The 16,047-nt window shown below is 36.6% G+C and carries 18 protein-coding genes; 12 read left to right on the top strand and 6 right to left on the bottom strand.

The window, feature by feature from the left end; translation table 11 throughout:
* Window positions 1-11 precede the first annotated feature (11 nt).
* Window positions 12-152, top strand: a complete 141-nt coding sequence (locus tag AC2YJL_RS16135; RefSeq protein ID WP_013082476.1) for a hypothetical protein — start codon at window positions 12-14, stop codon at window positions 150-152.
* A 46-nt stretch (window positions 153-198) separates the two neighbouring features.
* Here the strand turns inward: AC2YJL_RS16135 and AC2YJL_RS16130 are convergent, their stop codons facing one another.
* Entirely contained in the window at window positions 199-351 is a 153-nt protein-coding gene (locus AC2YJL_RS16130) for a YpzG family protein (RefSeq protein WP_013056278.1), read from the bottom strand.
* 227 nt (window positions 352-578) lie between these two features.
* Complete coding sequence (locus tag AC2YJL_RS16125) at window positions 579-2,252, bottom strand: ribonuclease J (RefSeq protein WP_195694883.1); 1,674 nt, start codon at window positions 2,250-2,252, stop codon at window positions 579-581.
* Window positions 2,253-2,470: 218 nt separating this feature from the next.
* On the opposite strand from AC2YJL_RS16125, the gene AC2YJL_RS16120 reads away from it, so the two are divergent.
* The 3 genes from AC2YJL_RS16120 (at window position 2,471) to AC2YJL_RS16110 (ending at window position 3,474) form a co-directional block, all read left to right on the top strand.
* The gene (locus AC2YJL_RS16120; RefSeq protein ID WP_195694882.1) at window positions 2,471-2,611 is read left to right on the top strand and encodes a hypothetical protein; all 141 of its coding nucleotides are present in this window, start codon (window positions 2,471-2,473) and stop codon (window positions 2,609-2,611) included.
* Window positions 2,612-2,679: 68 nt separating this feature from the next.
* On the top strand, window positions 2,680-2,826 hold the full coding sequence (locus AC2YJL_RS16115; RefSeq protein ID WP_014460813.1) for a hypothetical protein: 147 nt from the start codon (window positions 2,680-2,682) through the stop codon (window positions 2,824-2,826).
* 231 nt (window positions 2,827-3,057) lie between these two features.
* Window positions 3,058-3,474: a hypothetical protein gene (locus AC2YJL_RS16110; RefSeq protein WP_251567726.1), complete on the top strand. Its 417-nt coding sequence runs from the start codon at window positions 3,058-3,060 to the stop codon at window positions 3,472-3,474.
* 82 nt (window positions 3,475-3,556) lie between these two features.
* On the opposite strand, the gene AC2YJL_RS16105 is transcribed toward AC2YJL_RS16110, so the two are convergent.
* Window positions 3,557-3,766 carry a KGG domain-containing protein gene (locus AC2YJL_RS16105; RefSeq protein WP_014460809.1) on the bottom strand — a complete coding sequence of 70 codons (210 nt, stop codon included), beginning with the start codon at window positions 3,764-3,766 and terminating at the stop codon, window positions 3,557-3,559.
* Between the two features lie 221 nt (window positions 3,767-3,987).
* Between AC2YJL_RS16105 and AC2YJL_RS16100 the strand changes: the two genes are divergently transcribed.
* Complete coding sequence (locus AC2YJL_RS16100; protein WP_195694880.1) at window positions 3,988-4,212, top strand: transcriptional regulator; 225 nt, start codon at window positions 3,988-3,990, stop codon at window positions 4,210-4,212.
* A gap of 96 nt (window positions 4,213-4,308) precedes the next feature.
* On the opposite strand, the gene AC2YJL_RS16095 is transcribed toward AC2YJL_RS16100, so the two are convergent.
* Window positions 4,309-5,040 (bottom strand): ZIP family metal transporter, encoded by a 732-nt coding sequence (locus tag AC2YJL_RS16095; RefSeq protein ID WP_251567728.1) that lies wholly within the window; start codon window positions 5,038-5,040, stop codon window positions 4,309-4,311.
* A gap of 461 nt (window positions 5,041-5,501) precedes the next feature.
* Between AC2YJL_RS16095 and AC2YJL_RS16090 the strand changes: the two genes are divergently transcribed.
* From AC2YJL_RS16090 to AC2YJL_RS16080, 3 genes are all read left to right on the top strand, one after another.
* A complete protein-coding gene (locus tag AC2YJL_RS16090; RefSeq protein WP_195694878.1) occupies window positions 5,502-6,887 on the top strand; it encodes an amino acid permease in 1,386 nt (461 codons plus the stop codon).
* Window positions 6,888-7,043: 156 nt separating this feature from the next.
* Window positions 7,044-7,265 carry a hypothetical protein gene (locus AC2YJL_RS16085; RefSeq protein ID WP_251567729.1) on the top strand — a complete coding sequence of 74 codons (222 nt, stop codon included), beginning with the start codon at window positions 7,044-7,046 and terminating at the stop codon, window positions 7,263-7,265.
* 155 nt (window positions 7,266-7,420) lie between these two features.
* A complete protein-coding gene (locus tag AC2YJL_RS16080; RefSeq protein ID WP_028408123.1) occupies window positions 7,421-7,621 on the top strand; it encodes a hypothetical protein in 201 nt (66 codons plus the stop codon).
* 89 nt (window positions 7,622-7,710) lie between these two features.
* Here the strand turns inward: AC2YJL_RS16080 and AC2YJL_RS16075 are convergent, their stop codons facing one another.
* Together AC2YJL_RS16075 and AC2YJL_RS16070 are read right to left on the bottom strand one after the other, a co-directional pair.
* Window positions 7,711-7,920 carry an alpha/beta-type small acid-soluble spore protein gene (locus tag AC2YJL_RS16075; protein WP_013058452.1) on the bottom strand — a complete coding sequence of 70 codons (210 nt, stop codon included), beginning with the start codon at window positions 7,918-7,920 and terminating at the stop codon, window positions 7,711-7,713.
* A 90-nt stretch (window positions 7,921-8,010) separates the two neighbouring features.
* Window positions 8,011-8,994, bottom strand: coding sequence for a LacI family DNA-binding transcriptional regulator (locus AC2YJL_RS16070; RefSeq protein WP_487374811.1), 984 nt, complete (start codon window positions 8,992-8,994; stop codon window positions 8,011-8,013).
* A gap of 328 nt (window positions 8,995-9,322) precedes the next feature.
* On the opposite strand from AC2YJL_RS16070, the gene AC2YJL_RS16065 reads away from it, so the two are divergent.
* From AC2YJL_RS16065 to AC2YJL_RS16050, 4 genes are all read left to right on the top strand, one after another.
* Window positions 9,323-10,564 carry an MFS transporter gene (locus AC2YJL_RS16065; protein WP_153252931.1) on the top strand — a complete coding sequence of 414 codons (1,242 nt, stop codon included), beginning with the start codon at window positions 9,323-9,325 and terminating at the stop codon, window positions 10,562-10,564.
* Between the two features lie 12 nt (window positions 10,565-10,576).
* Window positions 10,577-12,043: a glycoside hydrolase family 32 protein gene (locus tag AC2YJL_RS16060; protein ID WP_195694877.1), complete on the top strand. Its 1,467-nt coding sequence runs from the start codon at window positions 10,577-10,579 to the stop codon at window positions 12,041-12,043.
* 272 nt (window positions 12,044-12,315) lie between these two features.
* Window positions 12,316-13,776 (top strand): protein adenylyltransferase SelO, encoded by a 1,461-nt coding sequence (locus AC2YJL_RS16055; RefSeq protein ID WP_195694876.1) that lies wholly within the window; start codon window positions 12,316-12,318, stop codon window positions 13,774-13,776.
* 590 nt (window positions 13,777-14,366) lie between these two features.
* Window positions 14,367-15,818, top strand: coding sequence for a glycoside hydrolase family 68 protein (locus tag AC2YJL_RS16050; protein ID WP_251567730.1), 1,452 nt, complete (start codon window positions 14,367-14,369; stop codon window positions 15,816-15,818).
* Window positions 15,819-16,047 lie beyond the last annotated feature (229 nt).

Genomic DNA, 16,047 nt, shown 5'->3' with positions numbered 1-16,047 from the left:
TGGTTATGAACATGCCAAAAAACAAGCAGACTCCTTCTTCACAAGTAGATCAAAAACAAGTAGTAGATGACAAAGCAAAAGCGCTACGAGAAAATAATTATGAAGATGGTCATATTCGCAAGATAACTCAAAGTGGAGCAGACGGCCAATAACAAAAAAAGACGCGTTCGCGTCTTTTTTTGTTGAAGTGTATCATCCTTACCAACGATGAGCTTTTGCATTACTTCGCAAGATGATGTTCGTTTGAGACATCTCTGTATGTCCATTTACTTGGGACTTTGAACGCTTCGGTCTCGTCCAGTTGTGGCGGAATAGTTCTGAATGCTGATCTACTTGATTTTTATCATTCATCATAATCACCTCAAGGATAGGATACTTTCACAAGATATTTGCGGTGAAATATCTCTCTTATAGAATGGGGTAAAAAAGAAGAAATACACCTAACACTTTTAACCATACATATAAAGGGAGTGACTATTCATAAACTATAGAGGGCAACTTCTCACTTTGGGTTAAGCTTCGGATTTATAAAGTAAAACTGCCTTAGTGGGGACTAAGGCAGTTTTTTAGTGGAGTAATCAAACTTCAATAATGACAGGAAGGATCATAGGTCTTCTTTTGGTTTGGTTATATAAAAATTGGCCAAGCGTTGTCTTGATTTCTTTTTTCATAATGTTCCATTGGTGAACGTGCGCTTTTTGTAATTGATTTACAATTTTAGTCACTTGTCGGTTAACATCTTTTAATAACTGCTCTGAATCTCTGGTATAAACAAAGCCTCGCGAAATGGTATCTGGACCAGACACAATTTTCCCTTCCGCTTTATTTAGAGTAATAACAATAACCAGCATACCATCTTCTGAAAGCTGTTTGCGGTCACGTAAAATCGCATTGCCAACATCTCCAATGCCAAACCCATCTACATATACATTACCTGCAGGGATCTTTCTTGTTTGAACAGCTGCTCCGCCCTTGATGTCAACAACATCACCGTTATTTATAATAAAAATGTTCTCTTTTTCCACCCCGACGGATTCTGCTAATAAGCTGTGGTGATGAAGCATTCGAAACTCACCGTGAATCGGGATGAAATATTTTGGCTTCATCAATGTAGCCATTAATTTTAGCTCTTCTTGATAGCCATGTCCTGATACGTGCATGCCTGTTGCGCTTCCAGAACCGTAAATCACATGAGCCCCGAGTGTGAAAAGGCTGTCGACAATACGAGAGATATTACGTTCATTGCCAGGAATAGGCCCTGCTGATAAAATGACCGTGTCTTCAGGAAGAATCTCTACTTGGCGGTGATTTCCGCTGGCTAATCTAGATAAAGCGGCCATCGGCTCGCCTTGGCTTCCAGTGCAGAGAATAGCGACTTGTTCAGGCGCAAGTGAATGTACTTCATAAGGTTCAATCAGCATTCCTTCAGGAATGGTTAAATACCCTTTCTCTAGCGCAACTGATACAACGTTAACCATGCTTCTTCCTAGCAGCGCAAGTTTTCTGTTCGTTTTAATCGCTGCATCTACAATTTGCTGTACGCGGTTAACATTCGAGGCGAAAGTAGAAATAATCACTTTTCTTGTTGCTTTACGAAAAGCTTCTTCTACATGTTTGCCAACTAGCTTTTCTGAAGGCGTAAATCCAGGGCGTTCAGCATTTGTGCTTTCGGATATTAAAGCCAGTACACCTTCACTGCCGATTTTCGCCATTTTATGAAGATCTGGATATTGGTCGTTAACGGGAGTTAAATCAAACTTAAAATCCCCGGTATGCACAACAGCTCCTTCAGGCGTATGAAAGACAATGCCCAGACAATCTGGAATGCTGTGATTCGTTTTAAAAAAAGAAAGCGGAATATTGCCTAATGTAATTTCTGACTCTTCGTTGATTTCAATAAGCTCCGTCTCAGCAGATAATTGATGCTCTTGAAGTTTAATATCAATTAATCCAAGGGTAAGGCTTGTTGCATAAATTGGAAGATTCAACTGTTTTAAAAGATAAGGAATACCTCCAATATGATCTTCATGACCATGCGTAACAACCAGTGCTCGAACTTTTTCTCGATTCTCTTGTAAGTATGTAATATCAGGTATGATCAAATCAATTCCTAATAAACTTTCGTCAGGAAATTTAGAGCCGCAGTCAATTACAATGATGTCATCATCATATTGAACGGCATACATATTTTTTCCTATTTCATTAATGCCGCCTAAAGCAAAAATGGATAGTGTGTTTCTATTTGTACTCACACTTATTTCCTCCTATATTTTCAAAATAAATATGCAGAATTTCTACTCTTAGTATGAACATTTATTTCTGGTGCATTCTGTTAAACATGGAGATTTTATTTTTTATTCAATGTGAGGGATGCAAGCAAAAAGAAAAGAAGGTCATTTTCCTAATACTACCTCTTATTTTCTTTTTATAACTCCATAAAATATAGACGTTACACATGGAGGTGGATGGAATGAGTAAACAAAATAAAAGCACAAGCCAAGGAGTCAGCAGCAGTGCAGCAGCTGTCGATAATGTGAATAAAAGTATTTTATCAAACGATATTCATACAGATGAGCTTCAAAAAGCAAAAGTAAGCCGTCATAACAAATAAAAGAGTGACAGACAAAAGAGCAGCTTTGAGCTGCTCTGGATAAAATAGAGATAGGGAAGTGAAAAAACGTGTCAGAACACAAAAATTCTCAGTATAAAAAAGAAAATAAGTCAACGCCTAGTCGTCCTCTTGAATATAAAGAACGTACAAATGAATCACAGAGTACACGTCAAATGCTGCGCAGCATTCTCGAATATTCAAGTCGTTATCGTTAATAAAATTTTACATATAAAACTGTAAGGATAAGTGGGCAATTTAAAAGTTGAAGCACCGCTTTCATATATAAAAAAGCAAGCAGCTATGCTTGCTTTTTTTATATATAGCTGTGTACATATTGAAAAAAAACCATACATACGTTATTTTAGATAAACGTATGCATAATGGTAAATCTGTACATGTATTTTTGGAAAAAAGTTAAAGTTTGGAGAAAAGAAGTGGGGGATTTTATGAATTTACATGATCTTGTTCATGGAGTAGATCCAACAATAAAGCTAGTTATTGAAGATGAGTTTCCTGGAACGCGGTGTGTAGGCGGAAAGTATGTCCCTAGCACGCATTCTATTTTTTTATATGACAAAGATATTAAAATACAGTGTCGGCACTTGTTTGGTTCAAATGAGTGTTTAGAATCTTATCAATGGATTATTTTAGCTCATGAATTAGGTCATGCGCTAGATGAAGACCTTTTATCTTTGAGTGCAAAGTTTGATCAAACAGAAGATATATGGCTTTTGTATCAAATCGAATGTAATGCTTGGGAGATAGGAGAGAAATTGATTCCTTTTATTGATTCAGAGCTATTCTCATCCGTCAAAGATGAATCGTTAGCCCACTACCATAAGGAGATGGAAAAGATTGGTTAGAAGAAGAAAAGTTCCTGTAGCTTGTACTATTACTATAAGGAACTTTTCTTCCTCGAGTTTTTTATATACTTCAAATTATTAGTTAATTATTACGCTGGCTGTTGCTGGATCTGCCGCCTTTTTTTCCAATTTCCTCGTAAAATTCTTTACCTTGATTTTTGGAAGTAGCTTCTCCGCCTTTTTCACCAATTTCTTGGTAAAACTCTTTGTCATGATTTTTAGAAGTAGCTTTTCCACCTTTTCTTCCTGCTTCCTCACGACTCATTTTGTCATTCTTTTTATTAGTTGCCATCTTGCATCCCTCCTAATAAATTTGAATTCATAGTCTGTCTTCCCGGCCAAAAAAGGATTAAACTGGTTATTTTATATTTTTTCTAAAAATTAGATTTTTCTAAAAAACTAGCAGACCGCAAAGTCCTCTATAGCAGTATTTAGTAAGTTAAAGTTAATCTTAAAAAAATTTATATGAAATATGATATGGTTAATAGAAATAAGAAAAAGGAGCTTAGAAACATGTCAAAATATGTAGAAATGGATAACGCTTCGCTGCGACAGAAAATACAAGAATACAAAGAATTAATTTGGAGAGTAGGGCCAGGAAGTGAAAGAACTATAGAAGCTGTTCAAGAGATTCAAGGAATGGAAAAAGAGTTAAAAGCACGTAATGCAGAATTTGAAGCTACGGATTGGAAAGCTTTTACTCAAGAAATAAAAGAAAACTATGATTTTACTTATTAAGAAGCCATATTCATAATAATGTGATTGGAATAAATGTCTCCAAGTAGAAGGCTTTCTGTTTTCTACTTGGAAACGATATAAGTAGTATGAAGACGATTAAGAAAAATGATCCAGTATCAGTGAAGCAAGTAATCCAAGTGCAGCAATCAATCCTGTAATAGAACCTCCTTCTTCATAGGCCTCTGGCATCATTGTAGAACCTACCATAGCAATAATACCGCCGCCGGCAAAAGCAGCAATAGCAGCCATAAGTGTCTCAGATGCATGGTCTAAAAAAACAAAGCCTGTCCATGAACTAAAAGCTGAAATGAACAAAACCGCTGCCCATAGTAAAAAAATTTTCTTTTTAGAGAATCCGCTTTTTACTAGACCGGTCGTACTGGACAATCCTTCGGGAATATTACTTATAAAAATAGCGATAACAAGAAGCCAGCTAACGGTTGCATTTTCGATTAAGCTAGCCCCAATCATAATAGACTCCGGGATTGCATCCATTACGGTTCCTATAAATATAGCAATTCCAGAACTACTCGCAGCCATTTGTTTGGTAGATCTCTTTCTTTTATTCGCTCCTTGACGTGAAATTAGATAGTCTAAAAAAGTAAAAACAATAGCACCTGCAAGGAACCCAAGAGAAGTAGCTTTTAACCCGCCGTTATGAACCGAGTCTCCAAGCAGCTCATAGGTAGATGCTCCAATTAATACACCCGTCCCAAAAGCCATAATATAACCAATTATCTTTTTGCCGATAGGCAAAAAAACTGCTGCCCAAGCACCAAGAAGGACAGCTGATCCTGAGATTCCGCCCCACATCGCAGCTTGCCACATGAAAAATCCCTCCTCATCTCTATTTTCTATTGATACTTTCCCTAAGTAGAGAAAGTGAAAACGTAAAGGGAGAAGAAAGGAATTTGTTCGATCAAGTAGCGGTTTCATTTCGTTATCCTTAAGAAATAGAGTGTTCCAGTATCCTACGCCTATATTTATTTTTAATATTCATAAAATTTAAATTATACTGAAATAAAAAAATATTTCACTGAGATGATTGATTTAATAAAGGTGAAAGGTTTTGTTAAGTGTTTTTCTGAAAAAAACAATTGTATTTCTGAGGGAAATTTATTATTATAAAATAAGTAATTATACAGTCGAATAGCTAAAAATAGAAAAAATAGTTTAGTTGTAAAGGTACTAGATAAAAATGGAAGGTTTTAAAAGCGATAGCTGTTCCATCAGACACAAAAAGTATCTTTCCTAACAGAGCTATCACAAGTTTAGGAGGAGGAAATGGAATGGCAGACAAAGAGCTAAAAAGAGGCTTAGAATCCCGTCACATTCAAATGATCGCGCTAGGCGGAACAATTGGCGTTGGATTATTCATGGGATCAGCAAGCACCATCCAATGGACAGGTCCATCGGTATTGCTTGCTTACGCAATCTGCGGAATGTTTATTTTCTTTATTATGCGTGCCATGGGCGAGATGCTGTACATGGAACCAAGCACAGGTTCATTCGCTACATTTGGCCACAAATATATTCATCCATTAGCAGGTTATATGGCTGCGTGGAGCAACTGGTTTCAATTTGTAATCGTAGGGATGTCTGAAATTATAGCGGTAGGAGCATATATGCATTACTGGTTCCCACATCTACCTGCATGGGTACCAGGTATTATCGCCATGTTGATTTTAGGCACAGCAAACTTAGTTTCAGTAAAATCATTTGGAGAGTTTGAATTTTGGTTTGCGATGATTAAGATTGTAACGATTATTTTGATGATTATTGCAGGGCTCGGGTTGATTTTCTTCGGATTTGGAAACGGGGGAGACGCCATTGGATTATCAAACCTTTGGGCACATGGCGGCTTCTTTGCAGGCGGATGGTCAGGTTTTTTCTTTGCACTATCTCTTGTTATTGCAGCTTATCAAGGAGTCGAGCTAATTGGTATTACAGCTGGTGAAGCAAAGGAACCTAAAAAAACGTTAAGAAACGCAATCCAAAGCATCATCTGGCGCATTTTAATTTTTTATATTGGAGCTATTTTCGTTATCGTGACGGTATATCCGTGGAATGAATTAGATTCTTTAGGAAGTCCATTTGTATCTACATTTGCTAAAGTTGGTGTTACGGCAGCTGCAGGTATCATTAACTTTGTTGTTATTACAGCAGCGATGTCAGGCTGTAACAGTGGAATTTTTAGCGCAGGACGCATGCTTTATACACTTGGCGTAAACGGTCAAGCACCTAAATTCTTCACAAAAATTTCTCGTAACGGCGTTCCAATTTATAGCACACTCGCTGTTATGATTGGATTGGTAATTGGTGTTGTTTTAAACTACATCGCTCCACCTAATGTATTTGTTTATGTATACAGTGCGAGCGTGCTTCCGGGAATGATTCCTTGGTTCATCATTCTTATCAGTCAAATTCGTTTCCGTAAAGCTAAAGGTGCTGAAATGGATAGTCATCCTTTCAAAATGCCTTTTGCACCTGTAACGAATTATGTAACTATTGCCTTTCTACTAATGGTGCTTGTAGGCATGTGGTTTAATGATGAAACGCGTATTTCACTTATCGTAGGAATTATTTTCCTTGCTCTTGTTGTCGTTAGTTTCTACGCATTCGGAATAAATAAGCGTATGATACCTGATACAGAGAACGGTCAAATAAAGAAATAACTATGCATTTTCATAAGTAAAAAGCAAAACAAAAAAACGGCTGAGAGAAGCCGTTTTTTTGTTTTGTTTAAATGAAAGATACAAGAAAAATGTCATTGTACGCTGATAGTTTGGATAAACTATATTCGTTCATATAACGTAAAGGGAGTGATTGTTATGAGAAGCCACAGATATATTATTAAAGATTCACTAAAAGCTGATGAAGTTGCCCGAGATTTGGAACTGCAACTGGATATAAACCGAATGTTGGATGTCAGAATCCTTTCGGTAAATGTACAAAACGAAATACTCGTTCAAATGGAGGAGGAGAACGAAGAAGCAGGAGATGTTATTGATGTATTTATGAAAGAGTATAAAACCGCAGAAATTATTGAATAGCATGTAGTTGAGAAGAATATTGAGGGGTTTCGTTGAATAAATAAAAAGAAAACACCTTTACTTTTTATTAAAAAAGAACACACGAAGAAAACTTCTTGTTTATCAAGAAGTTTCTTTTGTATCTGAACATTCGTTTATATAGGTAGGGAGAGGTGATGAAGGTGAAAAGAAATAGTGAGGGTCACGTCTTTTTTATTATTCTCGGAGGGCTGTTTATTTTAATAGGCACACTCTTTGCAAATACTTCCGTTTATTTTCTCATCTCCGGATGGATAGCAGCTGTCTGTTGTTTAGGAATCAGCGCTGTACTAAAGAAAGGAAAAACAAAATCAGTCAGTAAAGAGGAGGAAGAATAATAATTTTTATATAAAGGTGGAAAGTAAATATATGAAAAGGAAGAATGGATATCCATTCTTCCTTAAGTCATGGTGTGTATGAAATTGTCTTAGAAACGTCCGCCGCCAAGTTGTTGCTCAGCTAATTGTACAAGACGTTTTGTGATTTCGCCGCCTACTGATCCGTTTGCACGTGCAGTAGTGTCAGCTCCTAAATTTACTCCGAACTCGCTAGCGATTTCATATTTCATTTGATCGATTGCTTGTTCAGCTCCGTATACTAATAATTCATTATTATTGCTGCTTTTGTTGTTTGCCATTGTATTCAACTCCTTTCTGTAACGTTAAGGTGTGAATAAAAGAAGAAGAATATACAACAAACTGATATTTATTTTATAAAAAACGTATTTTTACGTTGTTTGTCCTTCTAGAAGCTTAACGGGAAGGCAGATTTCACGAGGTATATTGCTGAATTCTCCTTCAATTTCTTTTAGTAAAATATCAATGGCTGTTTGAGCAATCGATTCGATGGGTTGTTGAACTGTAGTTAGACCAGGTAACAAAGTCTGACTGGTCTCCGTTCCGTCATAGCCCACGATTTTTAAATCTCTTGGGATATTTTTTCCTCTTTTTTGTGCTTCCGCAACTACTAAAGCTGCAAGTAAGTCATCACTTGCAAAAATACCATCTACTTCCGGATGTTCTTCAAAAACCTTAGAAATAGTTTCTCGCTGAATGTTGCGGTCAAAGGTATTTGAAATTTCATACGTGATAGGCTGTTTTCCGTCCTTTTTCATCACGTTTTCATAAGCTTTCCTTCTTAAGTTAGCTGGAGTTTCAAGTTTAAGGGGGCCGTTAATATGAACAATATGCTTACAACCTTTTGAAATGAGCAATTCCGTGGCTTGTTTTCCTCCAGCATAGTTATCAGAAGATACGGTAGGAATATCTGTTGATAAATAATGATCCACTGCTACCACAGGAAGACTTTGACTTTCTGAATCAAAAATACCTCTGTTATAAGTAACGGCAATAACACCATCTACCTGATTTCTGATGAGCATCTCTACATATTTTTTTTCTTTATCAATTCGATTAAGACTGTTACAAAGAAGTACTTTGTAGTTAAGGGAAGCACATATACTTTCAATGTGAAAGGCTAACTCTCCGAAAAAAGGGTTGCTCGTTTGAGGGACAATCATACCGATTAAATTTGTTCGCTTATTAAATAATGAACGTGCAATATCATTTGGGAAATAATTAATTTCTTTCATTGCTTTATAAACATTTTCTCGTGTTTCCTTGCTTACGTAACCACGGTTATTTAATACACGAGAAACGGTAGTCGGTGAAACACCTGCAATTTTTGCTACATCACTAATCTTGGCTTTCATCTAGTTTCCTCCTAATTTCTCCAAAACATTGCTTTTTATAGTATATATCAGACATGTAAAAGGCTTAAAATAAATTGCAATCAAGCAAATAGTTTTCTAGTTGTTCGTTTTGTTTTGAGCGATAAAAATCTATATAAGGATTGTAAACGGTTTATTAAACAATTTAAACATACCACAAAGCCCACTTTTCCGCCTAATACAATCTTTTTTTAATATAAAATGTGAAACCGGTTGACATATGAAACCGGTTGACATAAAATCAAATTTGAAAGTGCTTTCATTTTGTTAGATAAAAGATTTTATATCTTAAGCTAAAGGGGTAACTAAAATGAAAAGTTCAAAAAGTTTATATTGGAAGCTGAGTGCATATTTTTTCTTCTTCTTTTTTACGTGGTCGTCGAGCTACTCTTTATTTTCTATCTGGTTAGGGCAAGAGATTAAGTTGAACGGATCAGCAACAGGCTTAATCTTTTCTGTAAACGCTATCTTTGCTTTGTGTATGCAGCCTTTGTACGGATATATATCTGACAGGATAGGTTTAAAGAAACACATTTTATTTTTTATTAGCTGTCTTTTAGTGTTTGTAGGACCATTTTATATTTTTGTTTATGGACCTTTACTTCAATACAATGTGTTGATAGGAGCTATTATTGGAGGACTATATTTAGGAGTGGCGTTTTTGGCGGGCATCGGAGCGATTGAAACCTACATAGAGAAAGTCAGCCGAAAATATAAATTTGAGTACGGAAAATCTAGAATGTGGGGGTCATTAGGCTGGGCTGCAGCTACATTCTTTGCAGGACAATTATTTAATATTAATCCTCACATTAATTTTTGGGTGGCATCTGTTTCAGCGGTTATCCTAGTGGCTATTATTTTTTCTGTAAAAGTAGAAATGAGCAGCTACGAAATGGAAAAAGCTGAATCCGTCACGCTGAGAGATGTAGGCAGTTTATTCTTATTGAAGGAATTTTGGTTTTTTATGATTTATGTTGTTGGTGTTACATGCGTATATGGGGTATACGATCAGCAATTTCCTATCTATTATGCATCTTTGTTTCCTACTGAATCGATAGGTAACCAAGTATTTGGCTACTTAAATTCGTTTCAAGTATTTTTAGAAGCTGGAATGATGTTCGCAGCACCGTTTATTGTAAATAAGATCGGTGCAAAAAATAGTTTAATTTTAGCAGGGTTTCTAATGGGATTTCGTATTATTGGGTCAGGGCTTGTTGTTGGTCCAATCGGAATATCGTCGATGAAACTTATTCATGCATTAGAACTTCCTATTATGCTCATTGCCATCTTTAAATATTTGGCAGCTAACTTTGACACGCGCCTATCTTCTATCCTTTATTTGGTTGGATTCCAATTCGCTTCACAAATAGGTGCTTCAGTTCTTTCACCTATAGCAGGAGGATTATATGATAGCGTAGGTTTTTCCCGTACCTATTTAATTATGGGAGGCATGGTTTTGGTATTTAACGTTATTTCGATGTTTACATTACTAAACTCTAAAAAACATAGATTTATAAGAAAAGATGTACAAGAAAACACGCAGATTATATAGGGGGATATGATGATGTTAACGGTAAATAAAATCGAGCAAGCTCAACATTCATTAAATGAAGCAGAGAAAAAGGTGAATTATCAATATCGGTTAGGGTATCATATTATGGCGCCAGCGAACTGGATTAATGATCCGAATGGGCTGGTTCAGTATAAAGGAGAATATCATGTTTTTTATCAACATCATCCTTATGACGAGAATTGGGGGCCGATGCATTGGGGACATGTCAAAAGCAAAGATCTTGTCCATTGGCAGCACTTGCCGATTGCTTTAGCTCCTGGAGATACATTTGATAAAGACGGATGTTTTTCTGGAAGTGCCGTGGATAACGAAGGAGAGCTTACGTTAATTTATACAGGACATAATTATATAGACAAAGAGCTGGATACTTTTTTTCAAAACCAAAATATAGCTGTTAGTAAAGACGGCATTACTTTTGAAAAAGCAGAGGTCAATCCAGTTATTGCTGAGCCGCCAGCAGATAGCTCTCATCATTTTCGAGATCCTAAAGTATGGAAGCACGAAGATTTCTGGTACATGATTCTAGGAAACTCAACAAAGAAAAAAGAGGGACGTGTTATCTTATACCGATCTTCAAATTTACGAACATGGGAATATGTTGGTGTCCTTGCTAAAAGCGATGGAGATCTAGGATACATGTGGGAGTGTCCAGACTTCTTTGAGTTAGACGGAAAGCATGTGTTAATGATTTCTCCTCAAGGGATAGAAGCAAAAGGTGATTCCTATCACAACCTTTTCCAAACGGGATATTTGGTTGGAGAATATAATTATGAAACCAATACATTTCATCATGGGTCATTTACTGAATTAGATTACGGCCACGATTTTTATGCTGTTCAAACACTTTTAGATGATAAAGGGCGGCGAATTGCAATTGGCTGGATGGACATGTGGGAAGCTAATATGCCAACGAAAGAGGATGGATGGTGCGGTGCGCTAACGCTTCCGAGAGAACTAACTTTAAGAGGGGATAAAGTGTTAATGAACCCCGTCCAAGAGCTTACATCACTTCGGAAAACTCAGTATAATATGCTAACCAATAAAGCTGTTTCTAACAGCTATGTAGTAGAAGTAAATGAAGACTTGCTAGAGATACAAGCTGTATTTGATTTAGCGGACTGCCAAGCTTCATCGGTAGGAATAAAAATTCGTGGAATAAACAACGAAGAAACGTTTATGTGTTACAACCTTAATGAGCAAAAGCTATTGCTTGACTGTACTCACTCGGGAAAAGAAGATGGAGTGAGGAAAGTAGCGTTACAAGCAGGTGAGACACTAGCTTTACGAATATTTGTGGACCGTTCTTCCATTGAAGTATTTGCAAACGAAGGACAAGCGACCATGACGAGCCGTATTTATCCAAAAGAAAGCAGGCTAGGAATTGAGTTATTTACTGAAGGAGGAAACGTAATCGTAAAAGAGTTAACGTATTGGAATTTAAAAGATATTTGGGGGTAAAATACAGAGGAAGAAGTATATTAATACTTCTTCTTTTTTGAGCATTTAATAGCTCGTCAACAAAGTGGAGGTATTTAAATGGATAAGGCACTTTAGATTAAAAGTACGAGCAAATACGATATAATAGTAAAAGAGATAATGAATGAAAGAGAAACTGTCCTACTCTAAGATGCCCAGAAGAAAGTAGGATAGAGCAAGGCTACTGCGCTTATAAAACAACGATCAGTAAAGAAAGAATTATGTTTTAAGACACAAAAAGAAAAGGAGATACGATGACTAATCAAAAAGAAACAGGATGGAATTTACGTAATAGCTATGCCGAGTTACCAAACATCTTTTTTACGCCTCTCGATCCTAATCCAGTGAGTTCACCTAAAATAGTTAAATTTAACGACTCTTTAGCCGCATCTCTAGGGTTACAAAAAGAACAGCTGCAAAGCCAAGAAGGAGTTAGCATTTTGGCTGGAAACAGTGTCCCAAAAGGTGCCTTCCCACTTGCACAAGCTTATGGGGGGCATCAATTTGGCCACTTTAACATGCTAGGAGACGGACGGGCTATGCTGATAGGGGAGCAAGTTACGCCTTCGGGTGAGAAAGTAGACCTTCAGCTTAAAGGCTCAGGCCGAACTCCGTATTCCCGAGGAGGAGACGGACGGGCAGCTCTAGGACCTATGCTGCGTGAGTATATTATTAGTGAAGCCATGCATGCTCTTGGTGTTCCAACTACTCGGAGCCTAGCAGTCGTAACCACAGGCGAATCCATTGTTCGTGAAAAAGAACTGCCGGGCGCGATTTTGACGCGTGTAGCTTCCAGTCACCTTCGTTTTGGCACATTTCAGTTCGCTGCAAAATGGGGAACGGTCGAAAACCTTCAAGCGTTAGCTGACTATGCATTAGAACGTCACTTTCCCCACATAGAAAAGAATGAAAAAAAATATTTATCATTGCTTCAAGAAGTGATTAAGCGTCACGCTATCCTAGTTGCTAAATGGCAGCTTATTGGTTTTATTCACGGCGTTATGAATACGGATAATATGACAATTAGTGGAGAAACAATTGATTATGGACCATGTGCATTTATGGATACCTATGATCCAGAAACTGTATTTAGTTCAATTGATGTACAAGGGCGCTACGCTTATCAAAATCAACCAGGCATTACAGGGTGGAATCTTGCGAGGTTTGCTGAGGCTTTATTACCGCTATTGGATCAAGATATAGAAAAAGCAGTTAAAATAGCGCAAAGCGCCGTGACGGAATTTCCAAAATTCTATCGGGAAAACTGGCTGGCAGGTATGCAGGCTAAACTTGGGCTTTTTAACGAAGAAAAAGAAGATGAAGCATTATTCCAAGACCTTCTTACAATAATGAAAACCTATAAAGCTGACTATACAAATACGTTTCGTGCATTAACTTTCGAGAAGCTAGAAAATAGTGACCTGTTTGAAAGCGAAGAATTTGCACAGTGGCAGGAGTTATGGCAGAAAAGACTAGGTAGGCAAAAACAATCTAAAGCAGAGTCGGAAGAGCTTATGAAAAATAACAATCCTGCTGTCATTCCTCGAAATCACCGGGTAGAAGCAGCACTAGACGCAGCACAAAAAGGAGAATACAGCGTTATGGAAGATCTTCTAAAAGTGCTTTCTAGCCCATATGAATCGCCTGATCAGTCGGAGTACTGTACACCGTCTGCTCCGTCTAATCAGCCTTATCAAACGTACTGCGGAACTTGATTTGTTTAGATAAGAACAGCTATTTAAAGACAGCATAAAGGAAATCAAAAAGAGCTCTTTATAAAGAGCTCTTTTTGATTTCCTGAAAAATATATCATTGATCCGTTAAAATGATAGCGATTTCTTGCAAAAATCTACATAAAATTTAACAGGATAAAAGAATCAAAATAAAAAGTGATTATCTGATTCTTTGGTCTCTCATTATTGCCAATAGGAACTATTATATAATAAATTATTCCACTATTTTACAAAAAATACATTAACGATATTTTTTTGAAAATGGTCTACTTTAATAGCTGTAGAAGAGTTTATAAAAAAATAGCAGGTTAAATATGACGATGGATTTGCCTATTTAATCAAAAAATTGAAGGTTTAAGACTTTATAACCAAATGAAAAATATAAGAGGAGAAAAATGAGATAATCACTCCATATTACCTATTTGACTTTTCAATATTATACAAGTAATCTTGGAAAGGTAATGGAACCGGTTCTGTTATTTCGCCAGATTGATATGACTTCTCGATACATAGAAAATGAATTGCTTGTGAGTGACACAAGAAAAGGTATTATACAAAAGGGAGAAAAACAGATGAATATTAAGAAAATCGCAAAGCAAACTACAGCTTTATCTTTTGCTACAGCTCTGTTAGTAGGTGCTGGATCTCAAACATGGGCTGCTGAAAGCAATCATAAAGATACCAACAATAATTATGGAGTTTCCCATATTACGCGTGATAACATGCTGAAAATTCCTCAGCAGCAAAAAAGCGAACAGTTTAAAGTTCCAGCTTTTGATAAATCAACAATCAAAAATATTGCCTCTGCAAAAGGGTACGATAAATCGGGCAATTTAATTGATTTAGACGTATGGGACAGCTGGCCTCTGCAAAATGCTGACGGAACAGTAGCCAACTATAATGGTTACCAAGTTGTATTTGCACTAGCAGGTGATCCGAAAGATGCTGATGATACATCTATTTATGTGTTTTATCAAAAAATCGGTGAAGATTCGATTGACAGTTGGAAAAATGCAGGAAGAGTGTTCAAAGACAGTGACAAATTCGTACCGAATGATCCTCATTTGAAAAAGCAAACACAAGAATGGTCAGGATCTGCTACTTTAACATCAGACGGAAAAATACGCTTATTCTATACTAACTTTTCAGGTACAAACTATGGAAAACAAACCTTAACAACGGCTCAAGTAAATGTATCCCAGCCGAGTGGAGATACGTTAAAAATTGAAGGTGTTGAAGATCATAAATCCATTTTTGATGGTGATGGTAAAAAGTATCAAAATATTCAGCAGTTTATTGACGAAGGCGCATATGGTTCAGGAGATAATCATACGTTGAGAGATCCTCACTATGTAGAGGATAAAGGGCATAAATACCTTGTATTTGAAGCAAACACAGGAACTGAAGATGGTTATCAAGGTGAAGATTCCCTTTACAATCGAGCTTACTACGGTGGAAATAATCCATTTTTCCAATCAGAAAAAGAGAAATTACTGCAGAGCTCTAATAAAAAGAAAGCCTCTTTAGCAAACGGTGTATTAGGTATTGTTGAACTAAATAACGATTATACCTTAAAAAAAGTAATGGATCCACTGATTACTTCAAACACGGTGACAGATGAAATTGAACGCGCAAATGTATTTAAAAAAGATGGGAAATGGTACTTATTTACAGATTCTCGCGGATCTAAAATGACTATTGATGGTATCGGCCAAGATGACGTATATATGCTAGGATACGTATCAAATACGCTGACAGGAAAATACAAGCCGCTAAATGATACAGGACTTGTTTTACATATGGACCTCGATCCTAATGACAAAACGTTTACGTATTCACATTTTGCAGTTCCACAAGTGAAAGGAGACAATGTCGTAATTACAAGTTACATGACAAACAGAGGCTTCTATTCAGAGGAACATTCTACTTTTGCTCCTAGCTTCTTATTAAATATTAAAGGATCAAAAACAGCTGTTGTGAAAAACAGTATTTTACCACAAGGACAATTAAGTACGGACAAATAATTTTTAAAAACGAAAGAAGATGGCGGTAACTGCTGCTGTTTTCTTTCGTTTTATTATTTAATCAAAAATGTGCTGTAACCGCAGTGCTGATTAAATAAAAAAGCAGTGTACACATTGATAGTTATTTAAAGAAAATGAAACATTCAGACAGACTATAACTTTAAGAATGAAACCGGTTGACATGCAGGTTTGACTAACTTAATATATTTACATATAATGGTTTGAAACG

It is taken from the genome of Priestia sp. SRI_019, from assembly GCF_057586255.1.
The sequence above is the reverse complement of the archived record's forward strand: the minus strand, read 5'-3'. Positions and strand labels throughout refer to the sequence as shown.